Origin of the sequence: Ruminococcus sp. CAG:330 (assembly GCF_000437175.1) — a bacterium.
Taxonomy (GTDB): domain Bacteria; phylum Bacillota; class Clostridia; order Oscillospirales; family Ruminococcaceae; genus Ruminococcus_C.
On record NZ_FR898053.1, the window covers coordinates 699 to 9,653 of the forward strand.

Annotated in this window: 7 protein-coding genes and 1 pseudogene; 4 read left to right on the forward strand and 4 right to left on the reverse strand. The window is 54.6% G+C overall.

The genetic code is table 11. The annotated features are described in order from the left end of the window. Positions 1 to 970: pseudogene (locus tag QZL66_RS06405) on the forward strand (lipopolysaccharide biosynthesis protein); the annotation flags it as partial. 115 nt (positions 971 to 1,085) lie between these two features. Here the strand turns inward: QZL66_RS06405 and QZL66_RS06410 are convergent. The 3 genes from QZL66_RS06410 to QZL66_RS06420 form a co-directional block, all read right to left on the reverse strand. Further along, positions 1,086 to 2,489, reverse strand: coding sequence for a glycoside hydrolase family 25 protein (locus tag QZL66_RS06410; protein WP_022410905.1), 1,404 nt, complete (start codon positions 2,487 to 2,489; stop codon positions 1,086 to 1,088). 127 nt (positions 2,490 to 2,616) lie between these two features. Beyond that, positions 2,617 to 2,910 carry a DUF1294 domain-containing protein gene (locus tag QZL66_RS06415; RefSeq protein ID WP_022410906.1) on the reverse strand — a complete coding sequence of 98 codons (294 nt, stop codon included), beginning with the start codon at positions 2,908 to 2,910 and terminating at the stop codon, positions 2,617 to 2,619. Between the two features lie 18 nt (positions 2,911 to 2,928). Further along, positions 2,929 to 3,438 carry a DUF6106 family protein gene (locus QZL66_RS06420; RefSeq protein ID WP_022410907.1) on the reverse strand — a complete coding sequence of 170 codons (510 nt, stop codon included), beginning with the start codon at positions 3,436 to 3,438 and terminating at the stop codon, positions 2,929 to 2,931. Between the two features lie 689 nt (positions 3,439 to 4,127). Between QZL66_RS06420 and pheS the strand changes: the two genes are divergently transcribed. From pheS to QZL66_RS06435, 3 genes are read left to right on the forward strand one after another with little or no spacing between them, the layout of a single operon-like run. Next, complete coding sequence (gene pheS, locus QZL66_RS06425; RefSeq protein ID WP_022410908.1) at positions 4,128 to 5,147, forward strand: phenylalanine--tRNA ligase subunit alpha; 1,020 nt, start codon at positions 4,128 to 4,130, stop codon at positions 5,145 to 5,147. Positions 5,148 to 5,164: 17 nt separating this feature from the next. Next, complete coding sequence (gene pheT, locus QZL66_RS06430) at positions 5,165 to 7,561, forward strand: phenylalanine--tRNA ligase subunit beta (RefSeq protein ID WP_022410909.1); 2,397 nt, start codon at positions 5,165 to 5,167, stop codon at positions 7,559 to 7,561. An 18-nt stretch (positions 7,562 to 7,579) separates the two neighbouring features. Then, a complete protein-coding gene (locus QZL66_RS06435; protein ID WP_022410910.1) occupies positions 7,580 to 7,888 on the forward strand; it encodes a hypothetical protein in 309 nt (102 codons plus the stop codon). A gap of 213 nt (positions 7,889 to 8,101) precedes the next feature. Here QZL66_RS06435 and QZL66_RS06440 read toward each other — a convergent pair whose 3' ends face one another. Next, positions 8,102 to 8,650, reverse strand: a complete 549-nt coding sequence (locus QZL66_RS06440) for an NADH peroxidase (protein WP_022410911.1) — start codon at positions 8,648 to 8,650, stop codon at positions 8,102 to 8,104. Positions 8,651 to 8,955 lie beyond the last annotated feature (305 nt).

The following is an 8,955-nucleotide window of genomic DNA, read 5'->3' on the forward strand; positions in this document are numbered from 1 at the left end:
GGCAGCAGAGCTGCTAAACGCCCTGCTGAATGACTATAAGATCTATTTTGTCGGCAAGTACGGCTATAATGAGGCACTGGGAACGGCGCTGACTTCTGTGGATTACGGCAACTATGACTATCCGGAAGCAGTCGATGTGATGAACTCGTCGCTGGATTCGCTGGAAGTCTATGTGCGGAATCTGGCGCAGAACGATACCACCCGCTTCCGCTCCACAGAAACGGGCTACACTTTTGCGGACTTACAGGAGGCCGTTAAGAGTTTGCAGGATGTGGACTATGATTCCCTCACCGCCTACATCATCGGAAAGAACATCACCAAGGACAAGGACAAACTTACCACCTACTATCAGTACCGTATCGACACACTGACACGGAGCATGAACGCTGCCAAGGAACAGCTGGCATCGGTGACGGAGTCCATCGAGAATTATAAGAAGGATTCCACAGTCATTCTCGCCGGCGCTGATAGTCAGGCGACCACACTGACGCAGCCGTCGGAGGCGTATGACAAGCTGATCGATCAGAAGCTCACCTGTCAGGAGAATGTTTCTACTCTGCAGCAGAAGATCAACGCTTACAACGAGCGCCTGAAAGCGCTGAAGTCCAAGTCAACCGCAAGCGATGCGGAAAAAGAACGTGCCGACCAGCAGCTTCAGGAACTGAGCGACAAGATCAACTCCACCATTGAACTGGTCAATAAGACCGCAGACGATTACTTCGAAACCGTTTCCTATGCCAACGCTTATAATGTGCTGGTTCCGGCAAGCGGCAGCACTTCCAGCGTGATCTCCACAGCAATTTCCGCAATGATGCGTCCGATGCTGGTGGCAGAAGCTCTGCTCTTCGCTGTCTACCTCTGCTTCTCTGTGATTCGTGCATTTGTGCTCTCTTACCGTCAGAAGTCGGCAGAAGAATGCGCTGTAGAAACAGAGGCGGAGGAATCTGAAGAAGAGGAAACCAAGGAATAAATAAAGTCTGACTGCATTCGATATCAAAATAGACTATTCCCGAAAAATGGGCAGCCGTGGAAGAAACTCCATGGCTGCCCGTTTTGTTATGAGAATGCGTTCCGGCTGTTTGTCGTTAGAAGCCGTTCAGGTGTGCCTGCGACATGATGTTGGGGTAGCGGTAATAGCCGTAGTCCAGATCCACATCGCCGGCGATTCCCGGGACTGAACCAGTGGAGGAATACTGCCACATACCGTAACTGGAGAGGGAGTATGCCGGTGCGCTGGTATTAAAATGTGCCACCCAGATATCGTACCGATCCAGCACGGACTGATAGACTTTGGTGTTCAGGAACGAAGCGTAGCTGTAAACGGAAATGTAATAGCCCTTTGCCTCTACAGTCTGGCAGAATGCCTCGATGATGGCGGAAACCTGTTCCTTGGTCATGTTCACATGTACCTGATCCTCGATGTCAAAGACCAGCGGATATTCGAACTGATAGCCGTCGATGACCTGAAGGAATACCTCTGCCTCCTGCTTGGCAGCAGCGACGCTGTCGGCATAGCTGAACCAGTAGGCACCGCAGGCGAGTCCGGCAGCCTTGGCGTTGCGCATGTTCTGGTCGAAGTAGGGATCTTCCTGACTGGCATATCTGCCGTATCCCGCACGGATGATGGCGTAATCTACGCCGGAATTCTTGACCGCTTTCCAGTCCACATTCTGCTGGTACATGGATACATCAATGCCCCGGTAGAGGTCTTTGTTTGCCCATGCGCCAATGCCCTCGGTGGTGGTGGCAACAGGCGTTGTGGTCGTCTTTGCCGTGGTCATCCTGCTGGTTGTGGTAGCAGAGGTGGTGGCGGATTCCGGTGTGGTCGTGCTCTCTGTAGTAGTTGCAGCTTCTGTAGCGGTTCCTGCTGCACTGGTAACGGCGGTTGTCTCCGTTGTCGCTTCCGCTGCCGTCGTGAGTGCCTCTGTTGTGGCGGTTGTTACCTCTTCTGTTGCGGTCTCTGTGGTTGTGATTTCCTCAGTCGTGGTTTCAGAGGTCATCGTTATTTCTTCACTGGTGGTGGTTTCTTCCGCTGCCGTCGTGGTTTCTTCCGTCACCGTGGTGCTCTCCGTGGTCTCCGTGGTTTCCTCGGAAACTTCTGTTGTGGTGGTAGTATTCCACTTCTGGAGGAACTGCTCTGCCTCCGGAGCGTGGCTCTTGTTGGCAGCGAGGTAGGAAGACCATTGCAGGAACTTCATGGAGTCATCCATGCTGATGCTGCCGGATTCGTCGGCATCCAGCAGGGACCAGTTGGTGTCTGAGAGATTGGTTTCGATGCCGGCGCAGCTGAAGGAGTACGCTTCCAGCGCCAGAAATGCCAAGTTGGAGAAGTCGTCTTTCTTCGTGCTGCTGCACTGGCCGTTCAGTGCGTCTGCACCGGAGCCTGCTGCCGATGCCGAAAGGGATGCAGCACCGATGGGGAAGCAGGAGAGGGAGAGGGTGGCTGCTGTGAGAACGCTCAGCCATCGTTTGCGAAGGGAATATGCCATGAAAAAATACCTCCTATGGGTAGAGAGGACAGAAGTAAATTCTGTCAAATATGAAAGTGAATGGGTGTGTTCTGCGGTGCAGAACGAAACGAAACTCACACAAGGGCAGTGTGAATGATATGCAAAGTTAGTGCAGGACTTGGCTCTTGGAGAAAAGCCATGCAGCCAGTGCCAGCTGTGCAATTGCGATCAGCGGGAAGCCGTAGCGGAAATACCAGTGCCGTGTCTTGTGGTGAAAGACGAACATGCCCAGCGTACCGCCGACACCGCCGCCCAGCAGCGCCCAGAGGAACAGCCGCTTTTCCGGAATGCGCCACGCACGGCGAATGGAACGCCGTTTGTCAATGCCCATGGCGCAGAATGCGATCACACACATGAGAAGCAGATAGCCTGCCAGAAGATTGGAGATCCATGGTGCCATGTGACTGCCTCCGCCGGGTTACTGCTGCGTCCTGCGCAGCTTGCGGGGCAGGGCTGCCTGAATCGCCTCCAAAACCGCTTGGTTCGGGGTGAAGATGATGCGGGTCTCGCCGTAGTCCTCGGTGGTGAGGTCGGCGTAGTACTCGCCTTCGCCGGTGTTGTCGGCACAGAGCACCAGCGTGCGGGAATCATCGTCGGGAACGTCGTCTGTCAGCGGGCCGAATGCCTCGAAATCTGCCGCCTGAACGGTGATGAGGTGCACCCGCTTGCGCCGTGCGATGATCTTGTCCACGTCCACCTCACCGTTGGTGACGGCGTACTCATATTCCACCGAGAGATTGCTCAGCAGAAAGTAAGCGCCGTAGATCAGTGCGCAGGTGATGATAAGAATAAAGGGGATCTTGATGAGAAAGGCGAGTACGGTGGTGACGATGCAAAGAATTGCTGCCAGAGCGATGATGCCGATCTTTTTCAGGTTGTCAGAGGAATCCGGCCGTTTCTTGACCATGTACTCTGCGAAATTATCCATGTTGATGACTCCTTCCGTGACGTGCCGGACAGCTTCCGGTGCAGCTTCGTGCACGAATTTTCCGGCAGGGTTGGAGCGCTTTCTGAAAATTTGGGGAATTTGTGAAAAAAGTTCCTTTTGGAATTAGGTAATTTGCCATATTTTTTGCACTTTCCCAATGTGATATCCGTGAATTTTGCACTCCACTTCTTATTTTAGCACAACTCCGGGGAAATTTCAAGAAAAAAATTGAAAATCCTCTTGATTTTTTTTGAAAGACAAGGTATAATAAATATCAGACCGTTTGAACTTGCCGGATTTGGCGGATTCCTTTCGAATTTTCGGCAGGTTACGGCAGGAAACACAATGACGAAGCGAGTAGGGGCAGAGAGCTGCATGACAGAGAACCGGAGCATTGGCTGAGAATCCGGATGCAGCGCTGCCTTGAAGTTCCCTTCTGAGTGGCTGGGCAGAACCGCCGGTGTGAAAACGCAGGGCAAAGTAGGTTCAGATGTGATGTTCGCATAAAGAACAGGAGAGTGATGGCTCTTTGAAAATGGGTGGTTATGCAAGCGTTCGGACTTGTCCTGTTTTCAGGGCAGGTCTTTTTTTGTCCCTAGAGCCGTGAGCGCTGACGCTCGAACGTCCCCGTGCGGGAAAAAGAGAAGCTGTGCCGTGTGCCGGCGGCTTCGGAAAGGAAAGAATTGGGTATGAAAGAACAACTGGAAGCAATCCGCAGTGCTGCCAAGCAGGCGCTGGCTGACTGTGCGGATTCGAAACTGCTGGAAAATCTGCGTGTGCAGTATCTGGGAAAAAAAGGAGAGCTGACGGCGATCCTGAAGCAAATGGGAAAGCTCTCGGCGGAGGAGCGTCCGGCAATGGGGCAGCTCGCCAATCAGGTGCGCTCGGACATCGAAAAGCTGCTGGCAGACAAACAGCAGCGTCTGGCGGAGGCTGCGCTGGCGCATAAGCTGGCGGCAGAAACCGTGGACATCACGCTGCCGGGCAAGGCGCAGAAGGTGGGCAGCATGCATCCGCTGACCATCGTGGAAAACGAAATTCGGGAGATCTTTCTGGGCATGGGCTTTTCTGTGGCAGACGGTCCGGAGGTCGAATACGATTACTATAACTTTGAGGCACTGAACCTGCCGCCCGACCATCCGGCACGGGATACACAGGATACCTTCTATATCACTGACAACATTCTGCTCCGCACCCAGACCTCCTCGGTACAGGTGCACGTCATGGAGAACCAGAAGCCGCCCATCCGTGTGATCTCTCCGGGACGGGTTTACCGTTCGGATGCCGTCGATGCGACACACTCCCCGCTGTTCCATCAGATCGAGGGACTGGTGGTAGACAAGGGCATCACCATGGCAGATCTCAAGGGTACACTGGAACTGCTGATGCAGCGCCTGTACGGCGATGACTGCAAGATCCGTCTCCGTCCCCACCACTTCCCGTTCACAGAGCCCAGCGCAGAGGTTGACGTGATGTGCTTCCAGTGCCACGGCAAGGGCTGCCGCATGTGCAAGGGCGAGGGCTACATCGAACTGCTGGGTGCCGGCATGGTGCATCCCAAGGTGCTGGAGGGCTGCGGCATCGACAGCAGCGTTTACTCCGGATTTGCCTTCGGTCTGGGTCTGGAGCGTATCGCAATGCGCCGCTATAACATCGGCGACATGCGTCTGCTCTACGAGAATGACTATCGGTTCCTGGAACAGTTCTAAGAGGAGGAGAATTTCAGATGAATTTATCGTTGAAATGGCTGGCTGACTACGTGGACTGCGGCGTTTCCGCAAAGGATTTCTGCGCCGGTATGACCATGAGCGGCTCCAAGGTTGAAACCTATGAAACAGAGGGTGCGGAAGTCAAGAATGTCATCGTCGGCAAGCTGCTGTCCATCACACCCCATGAAAACTCCGACCACTTGCAGGTGTGTCAGGTAGATGTGGGCAGCGGCGCTCCCATCCAGATCGTCACCGGCGCACAGAACATTGTCGAGGGCGCACTGGTGCCGGTGGCAATGATCGGCGCTGACCTGCCCGGCGGTGTTCACATTAAAAAGGGCAAGCTCCGTGGCGTGGAGAGCAACGGCATGCTGTGCTCTCTGGGCGAGCTGGGTCTGACCAAGCACGACTTTCCCTATGCCATCGAGGACGGCATCTTCCTCATCGAGGAGGACTGCAAGCCGGGACAGGACATCCACGAGGCAATCGGTCTGAACGACACCTCTGTGGAATTTGAGATCACCTCCAACCGTCCGGACTGCCTGTCTGTGGTCGGTCTGGCGAGAGAGGCTGGCGTGACGTTCGGCAAGCCCCTGAACCTGAAAGCGCCGGAATTCCACGGCTCTGCGGAGAAACTCAGTGACACCCTTTCTGTTGCTGTGGAGAATCCCACTCTCTGTCCCCGTTACATTGCCGGCATGGTAAAGAACGTGAAGATCGGCCCGTCGCCCCGCTGGATGCGGGAGCGGCTTCGTGCCAGCGGCGTGCGCCCCATCAACAATCTGGTAGACATCACCAACTATGTCATGCTGGAATACGGCCAGCCCATGCACGCTTTTGACCTGCGCTATGTCAAGGACGGCAAGATCGTTGTCCGCAACGCCAAGGACGGCGAGACCATCACCACACTGGACGGTCAGGAGCGTCAGCTTTCTCCGGAGATGCTGATCATTGCCGATGCGGAAAAGCCGATTGCAGTTGCCGGTGTTATGGGCGGCGAGTACAGCGGTATCATGGATGACACCGCCACTGTTGTGTTCGAGTCTGCTTATTTCGAACCGGTACAGGTTCGCCGGACTGCCAAGAAGCTGGGCATGCGCACCGATGCTTCTGCACGTTACGAAAAGGGGCTGGATCCGGACGGATGCCCCCGCACTCTGAAGCGTGCCATGGAACTGGTAGAACAGCTGGGCGCTGGCGAGCCGGTGGCAGAGTTCATTGAGGTGGACAACCGCACTGCAAAGCCGGCACAGATTCCCTTCGATCCGGATTGGATCAACGGGTTCCTTGGCACGGATATCTCCCGTGAGGAGATGGTTAAGACACTTGAGTCGCTGGAAATTCATGTGGACGGCGATGTCTGCATTTCGCCCAGCTTCCGCATCGACCTGGAGCGTCCGGCAGACATTGCCGAGGAAGTGGCACGAATCTACGGCTACAATAACATTCCGTCCACGGTCATCCGTGGTGTGGCAGAGGCACAGCTGACACCGCAGCAGCAGTTCCTGCGCAAGGCAGAACAGACCATGGTGGGATTGGGCTATTACGGCACGCTGACCTATTCGTTCACTTCCCCCAAGTGCTTCGACCGCATTGGTCTGCCGGCAGACAGCAAGCTGCGCAAGACCATTACCATCACCAACCCGCTGGGCGAGGACACCAGCATCATGCGCACCACCACACTGCCCTGCATGCTGGACGTTCTGGCAACCAACTACAAGAATCGGAACGCTGCTGTTTCCCTGTATGAGATCGGCAAGGAGTATCTGCCCACCGGACCGGACACTCTGCCGGAAGAGCCGAACCGTATGACCATTGGCATGTACGGCGACAGCGCAGATTTCTTTGCCCTGAAGGGTGCAGTGGATGCGCTGCTGAAAGAACTGCGTCTGCCGAAGTGCACCTATGTGCGTCCCGCCGAGGCAGAAGGTGTATTCGAAGAGTGCTGCGCACTCCATCCGGGCAGAAGCGCAGTGATCTTCTGCGGTGAGAATCCCATCGGCTATCTGGGCGAGCTGCACCCCACTGTGCAGAAGACCTACGGCATTGGGGCGAGAACCTATGTGGCAAAGCTGCTGGTACAGGAGATGGCTGCTCTGGCAGAACCGGAGATCACCTACCAGCCGCTGCCCAAGTTCCCGGCAATTACCCGTGACCTGAGTCTGCTCTGTGATGATGCCGTACCGGTTGGCAGTCTGGAGGAAACCATCCAGCAGGCAGCCGGAAAGCTGCTGGAGCAGGTGACACTGTTTGACGTTTACAAGGGCGACCAGATCGCCGACGGCAAGAAGAGTGTGTCCTTCTCCCTGCGTCTGCGCTCTCACGAGGGCACACTGACCGATGAGCAGGCAGATGCCGCTATGAAGCGTGTGCTGAAAGCACTGGCTGCCAAGGATGTCACCCTGCGTGACTAATTTTCGGAGGGCTTTTCCATGAAACAGAGAGAAAAGACTGTGCCGAAGAAAAAGGAACCCAAGCCGAAAAAGCCGAAAAAAGAGCGCACGCCCAAGGAGGCAACAGCGCTGATGCTGGGCGTTGTGGCACTGGTGCTGGCGATTCTCGCCATTGCAGCGGGATATTTCCTGCCGGTACTGGTGGGTGCAGTCCTGGGAATTGCAGCAGTGATCGCCGGTTTTGCCAGCCTGATGTTCGGAAAGGGCGGTCTGCTTCCGGCGCTGGTCGGAATCGCCGCCGGTTTCCTCAACCTGCTGGCTGCCATTGTGGTTTCGAAGATGCAGTAGGCATATTTATTTTTCAGAAAATCGGAAAAATGAAAAGCGTGCGGAAGCGGAAAAGCTTCTGCACGCTTTTTTGGTTGGCTGCGCAGAATTTTCTAAGAGCCTATACCAGTGTTTTTTGTAAACATGTGTTAGAATCAGAAACACAAACGGAGGGCACAGTTTCCCGTGCCCTCCGCTTTTTATGGGGTAGAATCCGATCTTATGAAAACGGCATTAGTCGTTGAAGTACCGCTTCAGGAAGCCCTCAAATGCACAGCCGTGACGAGCCTCGTCCTTTGCCATCTCGTGTACAGTGTCGTGAATTGCGTCCAGATTCAGCTGCTTTGCCTTGGCAGCCAGTGCCTTCTTTCCGGCACATGCGCCGCTCTCCGCAGCAACCCGCATCTCCAGATTCTTCTTGGTGGAGTCGGTAACCACTTCGCCCAGCAGTTCTGCGAACTTTGCAGCGTGCTCAGCCTCTTCGTAAGCAGCCTTTTCCCAGTACAGACCGATTTCCGGATAGCCCTCACGGAATGCGACACGTGCCATTGCCAGATACATGCCGACCTCGGAGCACTCGCCGTTGAAGTTCTCCCGCAGACCCTGTACGATCTCCTCGTCTACGCCCTGTGCCACGCCAACTACATGCTGATCTGCCCATTCGGTAGCGTCTGCTTTCTGCTCGTTGAACTTTTCAGCGGGAGCACCGCAGATGGGACAGACTGCCGGTGCAGCTTCGCCTTCGTATACATAACCGCAAACAGAACATACAAACTTTTTCATGATAATTTCCTCCTGTGATTTTTTCATCTATGATTTTGATTGTTTCCAAAAAACAGTTTTGTGCGCTGCCGCTTGGAGCCGGGCGCTTTGTTTTTCTGACTCTATTATAGCAGATTGGTTCTCTCTTGTCAATATGTATTCTCAATAGTTAACGAAAAATTCACATATAAATTTGAACATGACAAATTGGCATGAAGTGCATGCTGGAGAGACACGGCGTGCCGTGTCCGCCAGTTTCCTTTGGCATAAACCAGCGAATACCGGTACAACCTATCCTTTTTTATGCCTCCCCTGAAAGGGGAGGG

What these genes read in the sequence shown, in the direction of transcription:
- QZL66_RS06435 (WP_022410910.1), top strand. Translation starts at nt 7,580, where the DNA reads ATGAAACAGAGAGAAAAGACTGTGCCGAAGAAAAAGGAACCCAAGCCG.
- pheT (WP_022410909.1), top strand. Translation starts at nt 5,165, where the DNA reads ATGAATTTATCGTTGAAATGGCTGGCTGACTACGTGGACTGCGGCGTT.
- pheS (WP_022410908.1), top strand. Translation starts at nt 4,128, where the DNA reads ATGAAAGAACAACTGGAAGCAATCCGCAGTGCTGCCAAGCAGGCGCTG.
- QZL66_RS06420 (WP_022410907.1), bottom strand. Translation starts at nt 3,438, where the DNA reads ATGGATAATTTCGCAGAGTACATGGTCAAGAAACGGCCGGATTCCTCT.
- QZL66_RS06415 (WP_022410906.1), bottom strand. Translation starts at nt 2,910, where the DNA reads ATGGCACCATGGATCTCCAATCTTCTGGCAGGCTATCTGCTTCTCATG.
- QZL66_RS06410 (WP_022410905.1), bottom strand. Translation starts at nt 2,489, where the DNA reads ATGGCATATTCCCTTCGCAAACGATGGCTGAGCGTTCTCACAGCAGCC.
- QZL66_RS06440 (WP_022410911.1), bottom strand. Translation starts at nt 8,650, where the DNA reads ATGAAAAAGTTTGTATGTTCTGTTTGCGGTTATGTATACGAAGGCGAA.